Here is a 21,265-nt window from a genome sequence, read left to right on the forward strand (position 1 = left end):
CTTAGGTTGAAATCGCTTACGTGAGTTTTTCCAATGTGGTGGCCAGTTCGGCGCCGGTCATCGGCTCTCGGGCGGCCACGAAGACGGTGTCATCGCCGGCGATGGTGCCGACGACGTACGGTAGCGCCGCGCGATCGATCGCGCTGGCCAAATAGTTGGCACCGCCGGGCGGGGTGCGCAGCACCGCGAGGTTCGCGCTGGAGTCGGCCGACACCAACAGCTCGCCGAGCAACCGGGACAGCCGGGCGGTGCCGCCCGACACGCCGCGCACCGGGCTGCCGTCCTCGGGAACGATGTAGACGCCGACGCCGCCGTCGGCGCCGCGCAGCTTCACCGCGCCCAGCTCCTCCAGGTCGCGCGACAGGGTGGCCTGGGTGACCTCGATGCCCTCGCCGGCCAGCCGGGCCGCCAGTTCGCTTTGGCTGCTGATCGACGCCGACGACAGGATCGCCACGATGCGGTCCTGGCGCCCGGCCCGGGTGGTTTCGGGCGTGGTTTTCGAGCGGGTCATGACCGCCGCTCCAAAAGCCATGTCAGCAGCGCCTTTTGGGCGTGCAACCGGTTCTCGGCCTCGTCGAAGACCACGCTGGCCGGGCCGTCCATCACCTCGTCGGTGATCTCGTCGCCGCGATGAGCCGGAAGGCAGTGCAGCACAACGGCTTCCGGGTCGGCCAGCGACAGCAGGTCGGCGTTGATCTGATACGGCCGGAACGGTTTGACCCGGTCCAGGCCGTCGCCCTCCTGTCCCATCGACGTCCACGTGTCGGTGACCAGGACGTCGGCGCCGCGCGCGGCCGCCCCGGCGTCGGCGGTGACGGTGACCGAGGCGTCGGTGTCCTCGGCGCGCCGGCGGGCCGCGGCCACGAACGCCGGATCGGGGGCGAAGCCGTCCGGGGCGGCGATCGTGACGTGGATGCCGGCGGTGACCCCGCCGAGCATCAACGAGTGCGCCATGTTGTTGGCGCCGTCGCCGAGGTAGGTCATCCGCAGGCCACGCAGCGCTCCCTTGCGTTCGGCGATGGTCTGCAGGTCGGCGAGCACCTGGCAGGGGTGGAACTCGTCGGACAGCGCGTTGACCACCGGCACCGTCGCGGCCCCGGCCATCGCCTCGAGTCGCTCGTGGGCGAACGTGCGCCAGACGATGGCCTCGACGTAGCGGGACAGCACCCGCGCGGTGTCCTCCAGGGTCTCGTCGCGGCCCAGCTGGGTGCTGCGGGCGTCGACGACGACGGCGTGCCCGCCGAGCTGGGCGATGCCCACCTCGAACGAGAACCGGGTGCGGGTGGAGTTCTTGTCGAACAGGACCGCGACCCCGCGCGGCCCCTCCAGCGGGCGGGCGCTGAACGGGTCCTTCTTCAGCTCGGCGGCCAGCTGCAGCACTTCGGACTGCTCGGTGGGCGACAGGTCGTCGTCGCGCAGGAAATGCCTAACCACGTGCGGCCCCCTCGAGAATTCCCGGCAGCGCGGAAATGAACCCGTCGAGCTGGTCTTCGGTGATGATCAGCGGCGGCGCCAGCCGGATGACGTCGGGCGCGGCGGCGTTCACCAGGAACCCGGCCTCGCGCGCGGCCGCCTCGGCGTCCTTGGCCCGCGCCGCGGTGAGCACCACCCCGCACAGCAGTCCGCGCCCGCGCACGTGGTCGACGAGCGGGTGACCGAGCCCCTCGATGCCGTGCCGCAACGACTTGCCCAGCACCTCGGCGTGGCGGACCAGGTTGTCGGACGCCAGCACCCGCAGCACCGCCAGCGCCGCCGCGGTGCAGACCGGATTGCCGCCGAAGGTGCTGCCGTGCAGGCCCGGCGTCATCAGCTCGGCGGCGCGCCCGACGGCCAGGCACGCCCCGATGGGCAGGCCGCCGCCGAGCCCCTTGGCCAGCGTGACCACGTCAGGGGTGATGCCGTCATGCTGGTGGGCGAAAAACGTTCCGGTGCGGCCCATCCCGGTCTGCACCTCGTCGAGCACCAGCAGGGCGCCGTGCCGCGCGGTGACATCGCGCGCGGCGGCCAGGTATCCCTCGGGCGGGACGACGACGCCGCTCTCCCCCATGATCGGCTCCAGAAACACCGCCGCGGTGTCGTCGTCGACCGCCGCGGCCAGCGCCGCGGCGTCGCCGTACGGCACGTAGGTGACGTCGCCGGGCAGCGGGGCGAACGGCGCCCGCTTGCTCGGCTGCCCGGTCAGCGCCAGCGATCCCATCGTCCGGCCGTGGAAAGCCTCGTGCGCGGCAACCAGTTTCGTGCGGCCCGTGAGCCGGGACATTTTGAAGGCCACCTCGTTGGCCTCGGTGCCGGAGTTGCAGAAGAACACCCGCGCCGGCGTTTCCTCGGGCGCGCCCAGCAGGGCCACCAGTTCCTCGGCCAGCGCGATGCCGGGTTCGGTCGCGTACAGGTTGGACGTGTGGCCCAGCGTCGCCATCTGCCGGGTGACGGCCTCGATGATCGCGGGGTGGCGGTGGCCCAGGATGTTGACCGCGATGCCGCCCAGCAGGTCGAGGTAGCTCTTGCCGTCGACGTCGGTGACCACGGCCCCGTCGCCACTGGCCAGGGCCATCGCGGGGGTGCCGTAGTTGTTCATCATCACGGCTTCCCAGCGCCGCTTCAGGGCGTCGGTATTACTCATGCCGGTACCACCTTGGTGCCCGTGCCCGCGTCGGTGAAAAGCTCCACCAGCACACAATGTTCGACCCGGCCGTCGATGACGTGCGCACTCGGCACGCCCGCGGTCACGGCCCGCAGACACGCCTCGACCTTGGGAATCATGCCCGCCTCCAGCGTGGGTAGCAGTTGCGACAGTGTGGCCGTGTCGATTTCGCTGACCAGCGAATCGCGGTCGGGCCAACTCGTGTACAGGCCTTCGACGTCGGTGAGCATCAACAGCTTCTCGGCGTGCAGCGCGTCGGCCAGCGCCGCCGCGGCGGTGTCGGCGTTAATGTTGTGCACCACACCTTCGGCGTCCGGCGCCAGCGTCGACACCACCGGAATGCGCCGTGCGGCAATAAGATCCAGCACCGCGGCGGTATTGACCCGCTCGACGTCTCCCACCAGGCCGATGTCGGTGGCCACGCCGTCGACGGTGACGCTGCGCCGCACGGCGGTGAACAGCTGGGCGTCCTCGCCGGTGATGCCGACCGCGTACGGTCCGTGCGCGTTGATCAAGTTGACCAGCTCGCGGCCGACCTGGCCGAACAACACCATCCGCGCCACGTCGAGCACTTCCGGTGTGGTGACCCGGAATCCGCCCTTGAAGTCACCCTGGATGCCGAGCCGGCGCAGCATCGCGCTGATCTGCGGGCCGCCGCCGTGCACGACGACGGGGTGCACGCCGCAGTTGCGCAGGAACGCCATGTCGGCGGCGAATGCGTGCCGCAGCGTGTCGTCGGTCATGGCGTTGCCGCCGTACTTGATGACGACGACCTTGCCGTGCAACTGCTTGAGCCAGGGCAGCGCCTCGGCGAGCACCTGCGCCTTGACCGCGGTGGATAAGTCGCTGGCGCGGGTCATGAGCTGTAGGCCGAATTCTCTTCGACGTAACCATGGGACAGGTCGGTGGTCCGGATGGTGGCCCGTCCGTCGCCGAGCCGCAGATCGACGGCGATGTCGATGTCGGCTCCCGAGAGATCCACCTCGCGCGCCCCCGGCGCCCCCACCCCGTCGGCGAAGACCGTGGAGCCGTTGAACGACACCGTGATCCGATCGGGATCCAGGGCGATGGGCGCGATGCCGACGGCGGCGAGCACCCGGCCCCAGTTGGGGTCCGAACCGAACACCGCCGTCTTGACCAGGCTGTCGCGGGCGATGGTCCGCGCGGCGACCAGGGCGTCGTCCTCGGAGGCGGCGCCGGTGACGGTGACGTTGACGCGCTTGGTGACGCCCTCGGCGTCGGCCTGCAACTGCGCGCACAGGTCGTCGCAGACACGCAGCACGGCGTCGTCGAGGTCGCGCTGGTCCGGGGCGATCCCGCTGGCCCCGGAGGCCAGCAGCAGCACCGTGTCGTTGGTCGAGCACGCGCCGTCGATGTCGAGCCGGTCGAAGGTGCGCGCGGTGGCGTGGCGCAGCGCGGAGTCCAGTGCGGCGGCGTCGACGGCCGCGTCGGTGGTCAGCACGCAGAGCATGGTCGCCAGCGACGGCGCGAGCATGCCCGCGCCCTTGGCCATCCCGCCGATCGTCCAGCTGTCCGGGTGGTGCAGCGCAACCTGTTTGGGCACGGTGTCGGTGGTCATGATGGCCTGGGCCGCATCGTCGCCTCCGGACAGGCCGCCGGCCATGTCCTGCACGATCGCGCGCACGCCGGACAGCACCTTGTCCATCGGCAGCCGGTCGCCGATCAGCCCGGTGGAGCACACCGCGACCTCGATGGCCCCGGTCTCGGTGCCCCAGTCCGACAGCGCGGCCGCGACGGCCTCGGCCGTGGCGTGGGTGTCCTGGAACCCGCCCGGCCCGGTGCAGGCGTTGGCGCCGCCGGAGTTGAGGATCACCGCGCGCAGCGCGCCCGTGCTCAGCACCTGCTGGCTCCACAGCACCGGCGCGGCCTTGACCCTGTTGCGGGTGAACACGCCGGCGGCCGCGTAATCGGGCCCCTCGTTGAAGACCAGGGCCAGGTCGCGCTTGCCCGAGGCCTTGATGCCGGCGGCGATGCCCGCCGCCCGGAATCCGGCCGGCGCGGTGACGCCCTGCTCGCGCAGCAACCGCGGCGTCTCGGTGCGCGTCACGGCGCCACCCCGATCACCGAAAGGCCTTCCGTCTCCGGCCAACCCAGTGCCAGGTTCATCGACTGCACGGCGGCCCCGGCCGTGCCCTTGACCAGGTTGTCGATCGCGGCGATCGCCACGAATGTCTGGGCCGCCTCGTCCACCGCGACGGCGATGTGCGCCGCGTTGCTGCCGATCACCGCACCCGTGCGGGGCAGCTGACCGTCGGGCATCAGGTAGATGAAAGGCTCTGCGTCGTAAGCCTTTTCGTAGGCCTCCCGCAGCTGCGGCAACGACGCACGGGTGCGGGCGGTGCACGTGGCCAGGATCCCGCGCGACGTCGGGATCAGCACCGGGGTGAATGACACCGTCACGTCGCGGCCGGTGACGGCCCCCAGCCCCTGGGCGATCTCCGGGGTGTGCCGGTGCGCCCCGGCGATGTTGTAGGCGCGCGCCGACCCGATGACCTCGGCGCCCAGCAGGTCGGTCTTGGCCGCCCGCCCGGCCCCGGAGGTGCCGCTGACGGCGACGACCGTGACGGCGGGCTCGACGAGGTCCTCGGCCAGCGCGGGCAGCAACGCCAGCAGCGCCGCGGTCGGGTAGCAGCCGGGAACCGCGATGCGGCGCGCGCCGCGCAGCCGCTCGCGCGCGCCCGGGAGCTCCGGCAGCCCGTAGGGCCAGCTGCCGGCGTGCGGGGTGCCGTAGAACCGCTCCCACGCGGCGGCGTCGGTGAGCCGGAAGTCCGCGCCGCAGTCGATGATCACGGTGTCGGGGCCGAGCTGAGAGGCCAGCGCGGCCGAATGGCCGTGCGGCAAGCCCAGGAACACCACGTCGTGGCCCGCGAGCACGGCGGGCTCGGTCGGCTCGACGACGCGCTGGGCCAGCGGCGTCAGGTGCGGATGGTGCTCGGCGAGCGTGCTGCCGGCGCTGGCAGCGGCGGTCAGCGCGCCGATCGACAGGCGCCCCTGGGCGTAGGCCGGGTGCCCGAGCAGCAGGCGGAGGATTTCACCGCCCGCATAGCCGCTGGCACCGGCAACTGCCACCTTGATCACGTCGGCCATTTCGACGATTTTGCATGGTTATGCAGTAGTTTGCAAATCCATTCCATCAGGCGCGGAGCTCGGCGCCGACCGACTCGGCGGCCCGGCGCACGGCGGCCTCGCGGGCCGCGGTGGCGTCGTCCTCGGTCAGCGTGCGGTCCGGCGCCCGGAACCGCAGCGCGAAGGTCAGCGACTTGCGGTCCTCCCCGATCTGCGGGCCGGTGAAAACGTCGAACAGCTGCAGGTCTTCCAGCAGCTCGCCCGCGCCTTCGCGCACGGCGTCGGCCACCGCCTGAGCCGGTACGTCCGCCGGCACCACCAGGCTGACGTCCTGGAAGACGGCCGGGAACGGAGACACCCGGGGCGCGGGCAGCGCCGCGGCGAGGGGCACGGCGTCGAGATCGAGCTCGAGGGCGCAGGTGCCCTTGGGCAGCCCGGAGCGCTCGGTCACGGCCGGGTGCAGCTGGCCCGCGTACCCGACCGTCGTGTCGCCCACGAGCACCTCGGCGCAGCGGCCCGGGTGCCACGGCAGCTGCTGCGCCGCCCGCAACCGGACGTCGATGCCGGCGGCGCGGGCGATGATGCGCACCGCCTCGAACGCGTCGGCGGCCTCGGCGCGCCGGCCCGGCCCCCAGGGGCCGCGCGCTTCCCGCAGGCCGGTCAGCACCGCGGCGACGTGCTGGGGTTGGCGCGGCAACGACGCGTCGAGCGCGGCGATCTCGGCGTCGGTGGGCCGGCGGTCGACGGGGATCGGCGTCACGCCGCGGGTCTCTGCTGTCGGCTGCACCACCTGCGCAAGGGCATAGAGCGAAACGTCGACCAAACCGCGGGATACGTTGCGCACCAAGGCTTCCAGCAGCGCCGGCAGCAGGGTGGTGGCCAGGTGCGGGCGGTCGGCCTCCAGCGGGTTGAGCACGTCGGTCGTGACGCGCCGCGGATCGTCGGGCGGCAGCCCCCACAGGTCGAACGCCCCGGCGGGCAGAAAAGGCGTCGGCAGGATCTCGACGTACCCGGACTGGGCCAGCGACCTGCCGATGGCGCGGCGGCGCTGTTGCACGGCGGACAGCCCGCGGCCGGCCGGCGCCGACGGCAGCACCGACGGGATGACCTCCAGGCCCTCGAGCCGCAGCACCTCCTCGACGAGGTCGGCGGGCTGCAGCAGGTCGGGTCGCCAGCTGGGTGGGGTGACCGTCAGCGTGTCGCCGCGTTCGGCGACGCCGGCACCGATTTGGGACAGCCGCTTGGCGGCCGTGCCCGAAGCGTAGGCCACACCGGCGATGCGGCCGGGCAGGTCGGCGGCGATGTCGATCGGCGACCCGGCCCACTCGTCGCGGGGCGGGTCGCCCCGCCAATCGGTCAGCGTGTCGGACACCGCGCCGCCGGCGATCTCGGCGAGCAGCGTGGCGCAGCGGTCCAGCGCGGCAACGGAAATGGCCGGATCCACGCCCCGCTCGTAGCGGCGGGCGGCCTCGCTGGGCAGGTGCAATCTGCGCTGGGTGCGCGACACCGCGGCGGGATCCCAGACCGCGGCCTCGAGCAGCACGTCGGTGGAATCGGCGCGCACCTCGGTGCTCGCCGCGCCCATCACGCCGCCGATCGCCGTGGTCGCCGTGTCGTCGACGATCAGGACGTCGGCCGGTTCCAGTTTGCGTTCGATGTCGTCGAGGGTGACGACGGTCTCGCCGGGACGGGCGAAGCGCACGCCGAAGCCGCCGGTGATGCGGTTACGGTCGTGGGCGTGCAGGGGGTGGCCCAGCTCGAGCATCACGTAGTTCGTGACGTCGACCGCCGGGGAGGTGGGGCGGATGCCCGAGAGCAGCAGGCGGCGCTGCAGCCACCACGGTGACACGGCAGCCGGCTCGATGCCGGTGACCGGGCGCAGCGCGAACCGCCGCACGCCGGTGTCGGGCTGCACCGTCAGCGGCCAGGCCTCCCCGTTGGCCGGCAACGGCTTGACGTCCGCGGGGTCGACGAAGTCCAGGTCGTAGGCGCAGGCGACCTCGCGCGCCAGGCCCCGCAGCGACATGCCGTAACCGCGGTCGGGGGTGATGGCCAGGTGGAAGATCACGTCGTCGAGGCCCAGCACGGCGTGGCCGTCGGCGCCGGCTTCGGCGGTGCCCGGCGGCAGCACCAGAATCCCGGAATGGTCGGCGCCCAAACCGAGTTCGGCCGCCGAGCAGATCATTCCCTCCGAGGTGCGGCCGTAGGTCTTACGCGCGGCGATGGCGAATCCGCCGGGCAGCGTGGTGCCCGGCAGCGCCGCCACCACGAGGTCACCGGCCACGAAGTTGGTTGCGCCGCAGACGATCTCGCGGTCTTTATCCTCGCCCACGTCGACGTGGCAGAACCGGATCGGCTTCTTGAAACCGGTGAGTTCCTCGATGTCGGTGACGCGGCCCACCGTAAGCGGGCCCTCGACCGGGCCGAGGGTGAGAACCTCTTCGACCTCGTGGCCGATGTCCACCAGCGCCTGCTCCAGCTCGGCGGGGGCCACGTCCCAGCCCGGCGCGCCGGCGTTCACGACCTCGCGCAGCCAGCTGTACGGAACGCGCATCAGGCACCCACCCCGAACGGCAGCGAGAACCGGACGTCGCCCTCGACCATGTCGCGCATGTCCGGAATCCCGTTGCGGAACTGCAGCGTTCGTTCCAGGCCCATGCCGAACGCGAAGCCGGAGTATTCCTCGGGGTCAATTCCGGCCGCCCGCAACACGTTTGGATGCACCATCCCGCAGCCGCCCCACTCCACCCAGCCCGGGCCGCCCTTCTTGCCGACGAACCACACGTCGACCTCCGCGGAGGGCTCGGTGAACGGAAAGAAGTGCGGGCGGATGCGGGTCCGCGCCTCGGGGCCGAACTCGGCGCGCGCGAACGCGTCGAGCGTGCCCCGCAGGTGCGCCATGGACAGGCCGCGGTCCACCGCCAGGCCCTCGACCTGGTGGAAGACCGGGGTATGAGTGGCGTCGAGCTCGTCGGTGCGGAACGTGCGGCCGATCGAGACGATGTAGACGGGCAACTCGCGGGCCAGCAGCGTGCGCACCTGCACCGGCGAGGTGTGGGTGCGCAGCAGCTGCCGAGAATCCTCGGGCGCGATGTAGAAGGTGTCCTGCTCGCTGCGCGCGGGGTGGTCGGCGGGAAAGTTGAGCGCGTCGAAGTTGAACTGTTCGCTCTCGACCTCGGGGCCGTCGGCCACTTCCCAACCCATGGCGATGAAGGTGTCGGCGACGTGTTCGGCGAGGATCGTGATCGGGTGCCGCGCCCCGGTCGGCTGCCGCGTCGACGGCAACGTGACGTCGATGCGCTCGGCGACGAGCACGGCGGCGTCGCGTTCGGCGCGCAGGGCCGCGAGGCGTTCGTCGTACCCCTGCTGGGCCTCGCCCCGCGCGGCGTTGACCCGCTTGCCGGCATCGGCGCGTTGGTCTTTGGCAACGCTCCCCAGCGCCTGGCGCGCGAGCGCCAGCGGTGAGCGGTCGCCGAGGTGCTCGGTCTTGGCGCGCGCCAGCGCGTCGAGGTCGTCGGCCCGGGTGAAGGCCTGCCGCGCGGCGTTGACCGCCGCGGTCAACGCTTCGGGCGACAGGTCGACGGGTTGCTCACCCACGCGGCGACACTCTCCTTGCTGACGAGGCTATTAGGGCTGCCCGCATCGATGGTGCATTCCGCGCGGCACGGGACGACTGCTGATCATAGTGATCGGATCCGCGGCGCCCGGCGGGCGCTGGGCAACTGCGCGGCGGGACTCAGCCGGCGACGGCCGGCGCCGGACCGGGCAGCGTGTCGTCGCCGTCCAGCGGCGCGACCGGCAGGCCCCGGCCGGTGACGTACTTCGCCCCCGCGTAGGCGACCACGGCGCCGAGGAGACCGAACACCGGGGTCGCCGCCATGGTCCCCCAGTGGTGGGCCAGCATCAGGAAACCGAAGCCCGAGGAAGCCGCCAGCATCAGGTACCGCGCCGGTGTCCAGTGGATCGGCTGCCGGAACCGCGCCGACACGAGCACGCCCAGGATCACCGCGACGGTGTGACCGGCGTCGGTGAAGTCGCCGCCGACGATCGCCGAAGCGATGCCCGCCGCCACCCACCAGCCGACCCAGGCGGCCCGCCAGCGCGACGGGATCACCGCCGTCATCGCGCCGAGCACCGCCAGCGCGCCGTAGCTCATCCCGACGTCGCTCGCCCGGGTGATCGACACGGGCAGCCAGCCGAATTCGACCGCCCCGGCCAGGGCGGCGGCCACCAGCAGCGTCGCGCCGATGTGGCCGACGAGAAACGCCACCACCAGCCGGATGGTGCGCAAATGCAGCTCCGCCAGCGCCAGCAGGCAGGTCAGGAAGGGCAGCCAGAAGTAGAGCGGCCCGGCGTCGACGACCAGCGCGCTGCCCAGCAGCGTGCCGAGGTGCCCGTGGGCCAGGTTGTGCAGGTTGGTGCTGGCGCGGGCGACGATGACGTCATGTGCGTCCGGGCCGAGCACCAGGATGGCGCAGCTGATGGCAAGCAGCAGCGCCGCATACCCCACGGTGAATTGGACCCGGGCGAGCCGGGACACGATGCCCCCTAGCATTGGCACCCATTATGGCTGCGGTTTTGTTTCGGCTGTGTCATCAGAGCCTGACAACTCCCTAAAAGTCTTGAGGCGATATATCGCCAAATCGGCGGGCAGGCCGGCGGGCTTCGGCCCGAAAACCGGTTTGCGGGTCCGCTTGGCCTCGACGCCCAATGCGTCCAACTCGCTTTGCGGTATGAGATCCAACGTTGAACTCGACACCATGATTCCACCTTTGGTGGCCCGTTCCATAACTCGTGCGGCGATATTCACATCCACGCCGAGCCAATCCGAGGCCAGCCGCTGCGGTCGTCCGGTGTGGATCCCCACGCGCATCCGCGGTGTGTAGCCCTCCACCTCGACCGATCCGACCGCCTCCTTGGCGGCCAACACGGCCCGCACGGCGACCGTCGGATCGCCGAACACGGCCATGAGTCCGTCACCCATGCGTTTGACGATGTGCCCGCCGGCGTCGAGCAGCGGCGGCTCGAGGGCCCGCGCCACCTGACGCAACAGCGCCAGCGCCGCGTCGTCGCCGGCCCGCAGGGACCACGTCGAAAACCCGACCAGGTCGGTGAAGACCAACGTCACCTCCGGATTGGCCGGCCGGCGGGAAACGCCTTCGGTCAGCGCCTGCCACACCTGCAGCACCCCGAGGCTGACCTCACGCGACACCGCGTCGCGGTCCCCCAGCAGCCGGTCGGCCGCGCGCGCCGCGGCGCGCGGACCGCCGTCGCCGGCCGTGGACAACGGATCGCCGAACTCGGGGTCCCCCGGCAACAGCCGGCGTGCCCGCCGGACCAGGGCGACCGCCCCGGGGCTGTGATTGCGGCCGTGCAGCCATTGGGTCGCGTTGTGCACCGACAGCGGCGTGCGCCGCGAAGCGGAGTGCGCCGCGCGGGATTCGTCGGGCTCGCCCGGCTTCAGATCGCGACGCGCGAGTTCCACCTGGCCAGGTTATTTGGTTTCGTCAGAGGCAGGCAACGACGGCCCCGGCGGGTGTGTCACAAGTCGCACCTCACCGCCTGATCACGGTGGCGGCACACCGGTGTGGAACCTCGATAACAGCTGCGGGGACACATCACCGAAATCGTAGACAACACTCGTTGTCAAAAGTTATCGTGAGGCCAATCGGTGCAGGAGGCCGCGATGACTGCCAGATCGACTACCCCCGCTGATCCGCTCGGACCAGATTCTTTGACCTGGAAGTATTTTGGCGATCTGCGCACCGGAATGATGGGCGTGTGGATCGGTGCGATCCAGAACATGTACCCCGAACTGGGCGCCGCCGTCGAGGAGCATTCGATCCTGCTGCGCGAGCCGCTGCAGCGGGTGGCCCGGTCGGTCTACCCGATCATGGGCGTGGTCTACGACGGCGACCGCGCGGCCCAGACCGGGCAGCAGATCAAGGGCTACCACCGCACGATCAAGGGCGTCGACGCCGAGGGCCGCCGCTATCACGCGCTCGACCCCGACACCTTCTACTGGGCGCACGCCACGTTTTTCATGCTGATCGTCAAGGTGGCCGAGTACTTCTGCGGCGGCCTGACCGAGGCCGAGAAGCGGCAGCTGTTCGACGAGCACGTGCAGTGGTACCGGATGTACGGGATGAGCATGCGGCCGGTGCCCGGGTCGTGGGACGAATTCCAGGAGTACTGGGAGCGGGTCGGTCGCGAGGAGCTGGAGATCAACCAGGCGGTCCTCGACATCTTCGACATCCGCATTCCCAAACCCAGGTTCGTGCTGATGCCGACACCGATCTGGGACCAGATCTTCAAACCGCTGGTGGCCGGGCAGCGCTGGATCGCGGCCGGGCTGTTCGAGCCCGCGGTCCGCGAAAAAGCCGGTATGCGTTGGACTCCGGGTGACGAGGTGTTGCTGCGATTGTTCGGCAAGATCGTCGAACTCGCGTTCCTGGCGGTGCCCGACGAGATCCGGCTGCACCCGCGCGCGCTGGCCGCCTACCGCCGCGCCGAGGGACGGCTGCCCAGCGACGCGCCGCTGGTCGAGGCCCCGCCGTTCATGGCGCCGCCGCGCGACCGCCGCGGGCTGCCGATGCACTACTTCCCGCCGCCGCCCAAGTTGCCGTTCGACCCCGCCCTGCAACCCGCCCGGGCGCTGCTGGAGCGGGCCGGATCGCTGGTGCACACGACGTTGTCGCTGGCCGGCCTGCGCGCCGGGCGGGGCCGCCCGAAGCGCGCGGTCAAGGCCGCGTAGGCAGCTTCAGGGCCCGCGCGCTCTGGTACAGACAGATGGCCGCGGCCGACGCCACATTCAGGCTCTCGGCGCCGCCGGACATCGGGATGCGCAGCCGGTGGTCGGCCGCCGACGCGATTTCGCTTGGCAGGCCGTGGGATTCGGGCCCGAACAGCCACGCCGTCGGCCTGCCCAGCAGTTCGCCGGCCTCGTCCAGCCGTCGCTCACCGTCCACGGTGGTGGCGAGCGCCTGCAGACCCGCGGCACGCACCGCGTCCACGGCGGCGAGGGCGTCCGGCGCGACGACGACAGGGACGCAGAAGATGCTGCCGGCCGAGGCGCGCAGGCATTTGCCGTTGTACGGATCGACGCTGTGGCCGCCGAGGATCACGCCCGCCGCGCCCATCGCGTCCGCGAGGCGGATCAGGGTGCCGGCATTGCCGGGCTCGCCGATCTCGACGGCCACCGCGAGCAGCTGCGGCGCGCCCGCCAGCACGTCGTCGAGGCGGGTCGCCGGCATGTCGCACACCGCGACCAGCCCCGCCGGGGTGACCGTGTCGGAGAGCGCCTTCGCGGCGCGCTCGGTGACCGGGTGGACCGGGCAGTCCAGCCCCGCCAGCAACGACGCATGGCGCTGCTCGGCGACCTCGGTGACAAAGACGTCGCGGACCAGGCCGCGACGCGAGGCCGCCTCGACCAGGTTCGGGCCTTCGGCGAGGAAACGCCCCGCCCGACGGCGCCCGACGTGGCGATGCAGTTTGACCGCCGCGGCGACCCTGGCCGAACGTTCGGTCAGCACCTGCCGGTCGGGCATCTTCGGTCGGGCCGGTTAGGCGGCTTCTCCCGAATCCGAGGGGGCGTTGACGTCCTCGGGCAGCGCCGCGCGGGCGATGTCGACCAGCGCGGTGAAGGCGGCCGGGTCCGCGACCGCGATGTCGGCCAGGTTCTTGCGGTCCACCTCCACGCCGGCGGCCTTGAGGCCCTGGATCAGCCGGTTGTAGGTGATGTCGTTGGCGCGCGCCGCCGCGTTGATCCGCGAGATCCACAGCTTGCGGAACTCGCCCTTGCGCGCGCGGCGGTCGCGATAGGCGTACTGCAGCGAATGCAGCTGCTGCTCTTTGGCTTTGCGGTAGAGCCGGGATCGCTGGCCGCGATAGCCCTTCGAGGCCTTGAGAATGCTGCGCCTCTTCTTGTGGGCGTTGACCGCCCGCTTCACGCGTGCCATTGGATGTTCCTACTCTCGTTCATGCGTAGTGGGTCGATAAATGGGTTCGCCGTGCCAGCTCGCGATGCGGGTCTGGCCGGCGTGGTGATCAGCCGTTCAGCAGCCGATTGATCCGCTGGGCGTCGTTGGCGGCCACCACGGTGCGGCCGTCGAGCCGCCGGGTCCGTTTCGTCGGCTTGTGCTCGAGCAGGTGCCGGCGGTTGGCCTTCTGCCGGACGATCTTGCCGGTTCCGGTGCGCCGGAAGCGCTTTGACGCCCCGCTATGGGTCTTGGCTTTGGGCATGTTTCCTCTGGTTCTCGCTCGGTTCTCGTTATTAGGTCAGTTCGACTAGGTCAGTTCGACGACGGTTCGGCGTCGGCGGCGTCGGAATCCGGTGCCGCTGCGCCCCCCACCTCTTCGGGGTGCCGCGCCCTGGCGCGGGTCTTCGCGCCGCGGTGCGGCGCCAGCACCATCGTCATGTTGCGGCCGTCCTGCTTGGCCGACGTCTCCACGAAACCGTATTCGGCGACGTCCGCGCCCAGGCGCTGCAGCAACCGATAGCCCAGCTCGGGCCGCGACTGCTCACGTCCGCGGAACATGATCGTGACCTTCACCTTCGATCCCGCCTCCAGGAAGCGGATGACGTGGCCCTTTTTGGTCTCGTAGTCGTGATCGTCGATCTTGGGTCGCAGCTTTTGTTCCTTGACGACGGTCTGCTGCTGGTTGCGGCGGGATTCGCGCGCCTTTTGCGCCGCTTCGTATTTGAACTTGCCGTAGTCCATGATCTTGCAGACCGGCGGCCTGGCGTTCGGGGCAACTTCGACAAGGTCCAGATCGGCGTCCGCAGCGACGCGCAGTGCGTCTTCGATGCGCACTATGCCTACCTGCTCTCCCCCTGGGCCAATCAATCGGACTTCAGGTACGCGGATGCGCTCGTTGACGCGGGTCTCAGTGCTGATGGGGCCTCCCTTGTTGGGCTTCTCTATGTCCTGCGGTGACGACCGTTGCCTGGGTTCGTCGGGAAGCAGCGGCGGAAACACCACACCACGAGCAAAAAAGCCCTGCACAAGCAGGGCCCAATGCCGACCGATCGCGGCCGAGGGCTACTCGGGCCGCCCGCGCTGGACGCGGAACAGGCATACGCGCTGCCTGTGACCGGACCGTCGAACCTTCCGCAGATCCGCACAGGGATCTCGTCGGTTCGCGGTGGGAGTGGGACTCCACTTAACTGTTCCTGGCGTTCGCCGGGATGGTCGCAGGCGTCAGTTTAGCAGCCTTGAGGTGCCTTTTAGCACTTCGGCCGGTCGGCGGCGCCGCGCCGGCCACCGACCGGCCCCGAAAAACGCGTGCAAACTCGCGCCCGCCACTCTTAGCGCTTCGGCAAGCTTTTCACGGATTGAGGGCATATCCTCGCGGTCTGTGACACTCGCTTCTCCTCGTTCAGGCCCCCGTTCGGGGCCGCACTTGGGGCCCCGTAGCCGATCGAACTCGCGGTATCGCTGGGTGCCCGCGGCGGCCGGATGGACCGTGGGTGTCATCGCCACCGTGTCGCTGCTGGGCAGTGTGTCCCCCCTGATCCGTTACCTGATCAAGGTTCCGCGCGAGTTCATCAACGACTATCTGTTCAACTTCCCCGACACCAGCATCGCGTGGTCGTTCGTGTTGGCCTTGTTGGCCGCGGCCCTGACCGCGCGCAAGCGGATCGCCTGGCTGCTGTTGCTGGGCAACATGATTCTCGCCGCCGGCCTGAACGCCGCCGATATCGCCGCCGGGGACAACACCGCCGCCGAGATCTTGGGCGAGAATCTCGGGTTCGCCCTGCACATCGTCGCGATCGTCCTGCTGGTGTTGGCCTATCGGGAGTTCTGGGCCAAGGTCCGCCGGGGCGCGCTGGTCAAGGCGGCCGGCGTGCTGGTGGCCGGCGATGTGGTGGGGATCTTGGTGTCCTGGGGCCTGGTCGAGTTGTTCCCCGGAACGCTGGCCCGCCCGGATCGCCTGCCCTACGTGGCCAACCGGGTGGTCGGATTCGCGCTCGCCGATCCGGACCTGTTCACCGGCCGGCCGCACGTGTTCCTCAACGCGATCTTCGGTCTGTTCGGCGCGCTCGCGCTGATCATGGCGACGATCGTGCTCTTTCAATCTCAGCGCGCGGAGAACGCGCTCACCGGCGAGGACGAATCGGCCATCCGCGGGCTGCTCGAGCTGTACGGCAAGAACGACTCCCTGGGCTACTTCGCCACCCGCCGCGACAAGTCGGTGGTTTTCGCCCAGAGCGGGCGCGCCGCCATCACCTACCGGGTCGAGGTCGGCGTCTGCCTGGCCAGCGGCGACCCGATCGGCGATCCCCGGGCGTGGTCCCAGGCCGCCGACGCCTGGCTGGGTCTGTGCCAAACCTACGGCTGGGCGCCCGGCGTCATGGGCGCCAGCACCCAGGGGGCGCGGACATATCGCGAAGCCGGCCTGAACGCGCTGGAGCTCGGCGACGAGGCCATCCTGCGGACCGCCGACTTCAAGCTGTCCGGCCCCGACATGCGCGGAGTCCGACAGGCCGTGACCCGCGCCCGCCGGGCCGGCCTGACCGTGCGGATCCGGCGGCACCGCGACATCGGCGCCGACGAGATGGCCGACACCATCACCCGCGCCGACGCCTGGCGCGACACCCAAACCGAGCGCGGGTTTTCCATGGCGCTGGGCCGCCTCGGCGACCCCGCCGACGGGGACTGCCTGCTGGTCGAGGCCCTGGACCGGGACGGCGCCGTCGTCGCGATGCTGTCGCTGGTCCCGTGGGGAACCACCGGCGTCTCCCTGGACCTGATGCGCCGATCGCCCCAGTCCCCCAACGGCACCATCGAGCTGATGGTCAGCGACCTCGCACTCAACGCGGAAAACCTTGGCATCACCCGCATTTCACTGAACTTCGCGATGTTCCGCTCGGCTTTCGAACAGGGTGCCCAACTGGGCGCCGGCCCCGTCGCGCGGCTGTGGCGCGGGTTTTTGCTGTTCTTCTCGCGGTGGTGGCAGCTGGAGACGCTGTATCGCTCCAACATGAAGTACCAGCCCGAATGGGTGCCGCGGTATGCCTGCTACGAGGACGCCCGCCTGATCCCGCGGGTCGGGGTCGCCTCGGCGCTGGCCGAGGGCTTCCTCGTCCTGCCGTTCGGCCGGCGCAAGCCGCACACGGGTCACCACCCGGCCGTCCCCGCCCGGCTGGCCGCGTCCGGGCTGCTGCACCACGACGGGAGCGCGCCGGACGTCAGCGGGCTGCAGAGGCGCCAGGAGTCGGCCGACGAGGAAGAGGCGAGATCCCGGCTGCCCGAGCAGGTTCGGGTGCGCCTGGCCAAGTTGAAGGTGTTGCGGCGCAAGGGCATCGACGCGTATCCGGTGGGCCATCCGCCCAGTCACACCGTCGCCGCGGCGCTCGACACGGACGACCGGGAGACGATCACCGTCTCCGGCCGGATACTGCGAATACGCGACTACGGCGGGGTGCTATTCGCCCACCTTCGTGACTGGTCGGGGGAAATGCAAGTGCTGCTGGACAATTCGCAGTTGCAGCGCGGGCGAACGGCCGACTTCACGGCGGCCATCGATCTTGGCGACTTGGTCGAGGTCTCCGGCCACATGGGCTTTTCCAAGAAGGGAACCCGCTCGCTGATCGTCGGCGACTGGCGGATGATCGGTAAGTGCTTGCGGCCGTTGCCCAACAAGTGGAAGGGGCTCACCGATCCGGAGGCCCGGGTGCGGACCCGCTACGTCGACCTGGCGGTCAATCCCGAGTCTCGCGAATTGATCACGGCACGCAGCGAGGTGTTGCGCTCGGTCCGGCAGACGCTGTTCGACAAGGGGTTCATCGAAGTCGAGACCCCGATCCTGCAGCAGATCCACGGCGGAGCCACCGCCCGGCCGTTCGTCACGCACATCAACACCTACGACATGGACCTGTTCCTGCGGATCGCGCCGGAGCTCTACCTCAAGCGGTTATGCGTCGGCGGCGTCGAGCGGGTCTTCGAGCTGGGCCGGGCCTTCCGCAACGAGGGCGTGGACTTCAGCCACAACCCGGAGTTCACCCTCCTGGAGGCGTATCAGGCGCACGCCGACTACAAGGTCTGGATCGACGGGTGCCGCGAGCTGATCCAGAACGCCGCCGAGGCCGCCCACGGCGAGCAGGCCGTCATGCGCCCCCGCGACCAAGGCACCGGTGGCGGCCTCAAGCCGGTCGACATCTCCGGCGTGTGGGCGGTCAAGACCGTGTACGACGCCGTCTCCGAAGCACTCGGCGAGCACATCGACCCCGCCACGCCGCTGCCCGCGCTGCGCAAGCTGTCGGATGCCGCGCACATTCCGTATCGGGCGCACTGGGACGCCGGGGCGGTGGTGCTGGAGCTGTACGAGCATCTGGTCGAGGACCGGACCGAGGAGCCGACGTTCTATATCGACTTCCCGACGTCGGTGTCGCCACTGACCCGCCCGCATCGCAGCGAGCCCGGCGTCGCCGAGCGGTGGGACCTGGTGGCGTGGGGTGTCGAGCTGGCCACCGCCTACAGCGAGCTCACCGATCCGGTGGAACAGCGTCGCCGCCTGCAGGAGCAGTCGCTGTTGGCCGCGGGTGGGGATCCCGAGGCGATGGAGCTCGACGAAGACTTCCTGCAGGCGATGGAATACGCGATGCCGCCCACCGGCGGACTCGGGATGGGCGTCGATCGCCTCGTCATGCTCATAACGGGTCGCAGCATCCGGGAGACGCTGCCGTTCCCGCTGGCCAAACCCCATTGATCGAGGTCAGCAACACTGCGCTCGTAGTGGGCGAACATTAGGCAAACAGGTTCCGGGCCGGTAAACAATAGATCACAATGACTCACGTGACAGCCTCGACGAACGGTGCGCCCGCGCAGTTCCTGGCCCTTAGTCACACCTCGCTGATGCATGGCTGGGTGCCGACGACGATCCAGGTGCTGGCCGCCGTCGTGCTGACGTTGGCGGTCGGGTGGCGGTCGCGTCGCTGGCGCGCGGTGCGGATGCCGGTGGCGGCGCTGAGCGGCGGCGGCGCCGCCTACCTGACCCACTGGTACGTCGTCGACCATGGACTCTCCGAGGAGCCGGCGCCGACGGCGCTGTGGGTGTGGATCGCGCTGACGGGCGTGGCGGCGGCGGTGCTGGTGCTGGGCTGGGGCAGCGCGCGCCGCTGGCGGCGCGGCGCGGGGATGCTGGCCGTGCCGTTGTGCTTGCTGAGCGCGGCGCTGGTGCTCAACCTGTGGGTGGGCTACTTCCCCACCGTCCAGTCCGCGTGGAGCCAGCTGACGTCGGGCCCGCTGCCCGATCAGACCGACCAGGCGACCGTTACCGCCATGGCCGCCAAGGGAACCCGGCCACCGCACGGCACCGTGGTGCCCGTCGCGATCCCCTCGGACGGGTCGCACTTCAAACACCGTGGCGAGCTCGTGTACCTGCCGCCCGAATGGTTCGCCACGTCCCCGCCGCCGCCGTTGCCGACCGTGATGATGATCGGCGGGCAGTTCAACACGCCGGCGGACTGGACCCGTGCGGGCAACGCGGTCAAGACGATCGATGACTTCGCGGCCGCGCACGACGGCAAGGCGCCGGTGTTCGTGTTCGTGGACTCCGGCGGCGCCTTCAACAACGACACCGAATGCGTCAACGGGGTTCGGGGCAACGCCGCCGACCACCTCACCAAAGACGTCGTGCCCTATATGGTTTCGGCGTTCGGTGTCAGCCCGCTGCGGTCCAACTGGGGTGTGGCGGGCTGGTCCATGGGCGGGACCTGCGCCGTGGACTTGACCGTCATGCATCCCGATATGTTCAGCGCGTTCGTCGACGTCGCCGGCGACTTCTTCCCCAATGCCGGCAACAAGGCCCAGACCATCACCCGGCTGTTCGGCGGAAACGCCGATGCCTGGGCGGCTTTCGATCCGTCCACGGTGATCACCCGGCATGGGCCGTACCGCGACGTCGCCGGCTGGTTCGCGATTTCGTCGGACGGTCCGCCGACGGCGCGCCGGGACATCACATTGACCGACAGCGGCGCCATCCGTCTGGCCGGACGCGAGGCGGCCGCCAACCCCGCCAATCAGACCGCGGCCGCCTATTCGCTGTGCGCGCTCGGCCGCGCCAACGGAATCGACTGCGCCGTCGTTCCGCAGCCCGGCCGGCACGATTGGCCGTTCGCGGACCGCGTGTTCGCCGCCGCGCTGCCCTGGCTGGCCGGAGCGCTGGGCACCCCGGGCATTTCGCGGACGCCGTTGCCCTCCGCCCCGGCCGCCGGCGCCCCGGTCGTCGTTCCGGCCGAACGTTCCAAGACCGCGATGCGGTAGCTCGGTGGTATCCGTTGCGCGCGTTCGGCGTGCGGTCTTCGCGCGGCACTGCCATCCGTGGAGCGCGTGGAGCCGGTGGGCGAGCACGCCGTTGATCCTGGTGCCGCCGTGGACGCGGCGGTGGAGCCACGCGGCGTGGATCGCGCTGTGGCTGGCCGCGAACCCGTTCGTTTTCGGCAAGCCCGCCCATCACCGCGCATGGTCGACGCGGGCGATGCTGGGCGAGGAGCTGTGGATCAGTCGTCGCCCCCGCGATGCGGCGGCGTTGGTCAGCGCGGCGACGTCGGCCGCCGCGTTGGGCGCGGTGCTCGCCGCCCGCCGCCACCGGCTGCGGCCGGCGCTGATCGCGGTCGCCGTGCAGATGGCGCTGACCCTGGTGTACTGGCAGCAGATGGTCCGGTATCTCGAGCGGCGGGCGCGGTAGCCTCACGGGACCTTGTGGGCGAGAACACCGTTCGTCGCCGAGGACGGCAGCCGCCACGTAAGCGCGGTGACGATACGCAGGTATGGTTATCCGATACCTCCGTATCGTGAGGCGATGCGGGTGTATTGTCCGGCCGTGGGACCCACCCGGCTGTTTCCGTACGACCCGCCCCCTCCAGCAGACCCTTCGCCCAAGGAGCGGATTCGCGACGCCGCGCTGAGCTGCTTTGCCGTTCGCGGCATCGCCGCCACGACGTTGCGCGCGGTCGCCGAGACCGCGGACGTTTCGATTGGGCTGGTACAGCACCACTTTCGCACCAAGGCCGCGCTGAGCGCCGCCGTCGATCAATACGTCCTGCAAACGGTGAGTGAGGCATTGGAACCCGCTACGCTGCCCGAACCGCCGTCCGACAATCTCAACGAGGCAGGGCGGCGGCTGACCGCGCTGATGGTCGAACGTCCCGATGTGATGTCCTACCTCGGGCGTGCGCTCGCCGAGGGTGGCGCATTGGGTTCGGTCATCTTCACCGGTCTGGTGGGTATCAGCGCGGGGCAGGGTGATCAGTTCGGGCAACAGGGCAAGCTTCGGCCCGACCTCGATCCCGATTGGGGGGTGCTCAACCCGCTCATCCTGCGCATTGGCGCCATCATTCTGCATCCCTACATCGAGCTTTACCTGGGTGAGTCGTTCTTCAGCGCGCCACAGCTGCGACGGTGGGACGCCGCGGTCACGAGCCTGATACGGCGCGGGCAATTCGCCGAGGAAACCGAGCTGCAGGACAAGGACGTCATCGCCCGGTGAGCGGCCAAACGCAGCGTTAAGACGGCCGGCACGCCGGTCAGGTGC

18 protein-coding genes and 1 pseudogene are annotated in these 21,265 nt (G+C 70.3%); 5 read left to right on the forward strand and 14 right to left on the reverse strand.

What is annotated here, in order from left to right:
* Positions 1 to 16: 16 nt before the first annotated feature.
* From OCQ_RS14690 to OCQ_RS14735, 10 genes and pseudogenes are all read right to left on the reverse strand, one after another.
* Positions 17 to 511 (reverse strand): arginine repressor, encoded by a 495-nt coding sequence (locus OCQ_RS14690; protein ID WP_009954337.1) that lies wholly within the window; start codon positions 509 to 511, stop codon positions 17 to 19.
* On the reverse strand, positions 508 to 1,434 hold the full coding sequence (gene argF, locus OCQ_RS14695; protein WP_014385094.1) for an ornithine carbamoyltransferase: 927 nt from the start codon (positions 1,432 to 1,434) through the stop codon (positions 508 to 510). The genes OCQ_RS14690 and argF overlap by 4 nt, the downstream gene beginning before the upstream one ends.
* The gene (locus OCQ_RS14700) at positions 1,427 to 2,620 is read right to left on the reverse strand and encodes an acetylornithine transaminase (RefSeq protein ID WP_014385095.1); all 1,194 of its coding nucleotides are present in this window, start codon (positions 2,618 to 2,620) and stop codon (positions 1,427 to 1,429) included. The genes argF and OCQ_RS14700 overlap by 8 nt, the downstream gene beginning before the upstream one ends.
* Entirely contained in the window at positions 2,617 to 3,501 is an 885-nt protein-coding gene (argB, locus tag OCQ_RS14705; protein WP_014385096.1) for an acetylglutamate kinase, read from the reverse strand. The genes OCQ_RS14700 and argB overlap by 4 nt, the downstream gene beginning before the upstream one ends.
* On the reverse strand, positions 3,498 to 4,709 hold the full coding sequence (argJ, locus tag OCQ_RS14710) for a bifunctional glutamate N-acetyltransferase/amino-acid acetyltransferase ArgJ (protein WP_009954341.1): 1,212 nt from the start codon (positions 4,707 to 4,709) through the stop codon (positions 3,498 to 3,500). The genes argB and argJ overlap by 4 nt, the downstream gene beginning before the upstream one ends.
* Positions 4,706 to 5,765: pseudogene (argC, locus tag OCQ_RS14715) on the reverse strand (N-acetyl-gamma-glutamyl-phosphate reductase). Before argC ends, argJ begins: the two are co-directional and overlap by 4 nt.
* A 30-nt stretch (positions 5,766 to 5,795) precedes the next feature.
* Complete coding sequence (pheT, locus tag OCQ_RS14720) at positions 5,796 to 8,282, reverse strand: phenylalanine--tRNA ligase subunit beta (protein WP_014385098.1); 2,487 nt, start codon at positions 8,280 to 8,282, stop codon at positions 5,796 to 5,798.
* Entirely contained in the window at positions 8,282 to 9,325 is a 1,044-nt protein-coding gene (gene pheS, locus OCQ_RS14725) for a phenylalanine--tRNA ligase subunit alpha (RefSeq protein WP_014380327.1), read from the reverse strand. Before pheS ends, pheT begins: the two co-directional genes overlap by 1 nt.
* Positions 9,326 to 9,464: 139 nt before the next feature.
* Positions 9,465 to 10,283: a rhomboid-like protein gene (locus tag OCQ_RS14730; RefSeq protein ID WP_020188598.1), complete on the reverse strand. Its 819-nt coding sequence runs from the start codon at positions 10,281 to 10,283 to the stop codon at positions 9,465 to 9,467.
* 9 nt (positions 10,284 to 10,292) lie between these two features.
* A complete protein-coding gene (locus tag OCQ_RS14735; RefSeq protein WP_014380329.1) occupies positions 10,293 to 11,213 on the reverse strand; it encodes an adenylate/guanylate cyclase domain-containing protein in 921 nt (306 codons plus the stop codon).
* A gap of 201 nt (positions 11,214 to 11,414) precedes the next feature.
* Between OCQ_RS14735 and OCQ_RS14740 the strand changes: the two genes are divergently transcribed.
* Positions 11,415 to 12,482, forward strand: a complete 1,068-nt coding sequence (locus OCQ_RS14740) for an oxygenase MpaB family protein (protein ID WP_008257632.1) — start codon at positions 11,415 to 11,417, stop codon at positions 12,480 to 12,482.
* Here OCQ_RS14740 and OCQ_RS14745 read toward each other — a convergent pair.
* From OCQ_RS14745 to infC, 4 genes are all read right to left on the reverse strand, one after another.
* The gene (locus OCQ_RS14745) at positions 12,469 to 13,260 is read right to left on the reverse strand and encodes a TrmH family RNA methyltransferase (protein WP_085978378.1); all 792 of its coding nucleotides are present in this window, start codon (positions 13,258 to 13,260) and stop codon (positions 12,469 to 12,471) included. The genes OCQ_RS14740 and OCQ_RS14745 overlap by 14 nt on opposite strands.
* A 30-nt stretch (positions 13,261 to 13,290) precedes the next feature.
* Positions 13,291 to 13,686 (reverse strand): 50S ribosomal protein L20, encoded by a 396-nt coding sequence (rplT, locus tag OCQ_RS14750; RefSeq protein ID WP_008257634.1) that lies wholly within the window; start codon positions 13,684 to 13,686, stop codon positions 13,291 to 13,293.
* An 88-nt stretch (positions 13,687 to 13,774) separates the two neighbouring features.
* A complete protein-coding gene (gene rpmI / locus OCQ_RS14755; RefSeq protein ID WP_008257635.1) occupies positions 13,775 to 13,969 on the reverse strand; it encodes a 50S ribosomal protein L35 in 195 nt (64 codons plus the stop codon).
* Between the two features lie 50 nt (positions 13,970 to 14,019).
* Positions 14,020 to 14,625, reverse strand: coding sequence for a translation initiation factor IF-3 (gene infC, locus OCQ_RS14760; RefSeq protein ID WP_026071357.1), 606 nt, complete (start codon positions 14,623 to 14,625; stop codon positions 14,020 to 14,022).
* Positions 14,626 to 15,085: 460 nt separating this feature from the next.
* Here infC and lysX point away from each other — a divergent pair, with 460 nt between their 5' ends.
* From lysX to OCQ_RS14780, 4 genes are all read left to right on the forward strand, one after another.
* A complete protein-coding gene (gene lysX, locus OCQ_RS14765; protein ID WP_372457224.1) occupies positions 15,086 to 18,439 on the forward strand; it encodes a bifunctional lysylphosphatidylglycerol synthetase/lysine--tRNA ligase LysX in 3,354 nt (1,117 codons plus the stop codon).
* 77 nt (positions 18,440 to 18,516) lie between these two features.
* Positions 18,517 to 19,995 (forward strand): alpha/beta hydrolase, encoded by a 1,479-nt coding sequence (locus OCQ_RS14770; RefSeq protein WP_179960078.1) that lies wholly within the window; start codon positions 18,517 to 18,519, stop codon positions 19,993 to 19,995.
* A 4-nt stretch (positions 19,996 to 19,999) separates the two neighbouring features.
* Positions 20,000 to 20,419, forward strand: a complete 420-nt coding sequence (locus tag OCQ_RS14775; protein ID WP_026071355.1) for a DUF6653 family protein — start codon at positions 20,000 to 20,002, stop codon at positions 20,417 to 20,419.
* A 135-nt stretch (positions 20,420 to 20,554) separates the two neighbouring features.
* Positions 20,555 to 21,220: a TetR/AcrR family transcriptional regulator gene (locus OCQ_RS14780; protein ID WP_014380336.1), complete on the forward strand. Its 666-nt coding sequence runs from the start codon at positions 20,555 to 20,557 to the stop codon at positions 21,218 to 21,220.
* Positions 21,221 to 21,265 lie beyond the last annotated feature (45 nt).

The organism is Mycobacterium paraintracellulare (genome assembly GCF_000276825.1).
Lineage (GTDB): Bacteria > Actinomycetota > Actinomycetes > Mycobacteriales > Mycobacteriaceae > Mycobacterium > Mycobacterium intracellulare.

Excerpts from the sequence above, each read along its gene's own strand:
- OCQ_RS14690 (WP_009954337.1), bottom strand. The coding sequence starts at position 511 with ATGACCCGCTCGAAAACCACGCCCGAAACCACCCGGGCCGGGCGCCAG.
- OCQ_RS14700 (WP_014385095.1), bottom strand. The coding sequence starts at position 2,620 with ATGAGTAATACCGACGCCCTGAAGCGGCGCTGGGAAGCCGTGATGATG.
- argB (WP_014385096.1), bottom strand. The coding sequence starts at position 3,501 with ATGACCCGCGCCAGCGACTTATCCACCGCGGTCAAGGCGCAGGTGCTC.
- pheT (WP_014385098.1), bottom strand. The coding sequence starts at position 8,282 with ATGCGCGTTCCGTACAGCTGGCTGCGCGAGGTCGTGAACGCCGGCGCG.
- OCQ_RS14730 (WP_020188598.1), bottom strand. The coding sequence starts at position 10,283 with ATGCTAGGGGGCATCGTGTCCCGGCTCGCCCGGGTCCAATTCACCGTG.
- OCQ_RS14740 (WP_008257632.1), top strand. The coding sequence starts at position 11,415 with ATGACTGCCAGATCGACTACCCCCGCTGATCCGCTCGGACCAGATTCT.
- rplT (WP_008257634.1), bottom strand. The coding sequence starts at position 13,686 with ATGGCACGCGTGAAGCGGGCGGTCAACGCCCACAAGAAGAGGCGCAGC.
- rpmI (WP_008257635.1), bottom strand. The coding sequence starts at position 13,969 with ATGCCCAAAGCCAAGACCCATAGCGGGGCGTCAAAGCGCTTCCGGCGC.
- OCQ_RS14770 (WP_179960078.1), top strand. The coding sequence starts at position 18,517 with ATGACTCACGTGACAGCCTCGACGAACGGTGCGCCCGCGCAGTTCCTG.